The organism is Pedobacter sp. HMWF019 (genome assembly GCF_003061025.1).
In the GTDB taxonomy this organism is placed as follows: domain Bacteria; phylum Bacteroidota; class Bacteroidia; order Sphingobacteriales; family Sphingobacteriaceae; genus Pedobacter.
Window position 1 is genome coordinate 37203 of the sequence record NZ_QAIL01000611.1, and the last position, 319, is coordinate 37521.

Genomic DNA, 319 nt, shown 5'->3' on the forward strand with positions numbered 1-319 from the left:
ATATCCTGGAACGGATATGTTTAGTTTCTGGGCTACTTCTTTTTGATTTTTCCCCGCCTTATGACGTAAGTGGCGAATGTTTTTTCCTGTTGCGTTTGCCATAATATCGAATATCAGAAATTTTTACGATTTGTGGAAATATAAATGTTGCACTTCTTTCTGACCTCAAAACCCTGCTGTAGCCTTTAACAAGTTTTCCATGGCAAGCTAGTAGAGCGGAAAGTGGTGAATTTATAGGGCCGGGAAAGGGGATTTTAAAAATATTATTATATTTTATCTACTAATTTGGTAGATTATTATATATCCTATATATTTACGC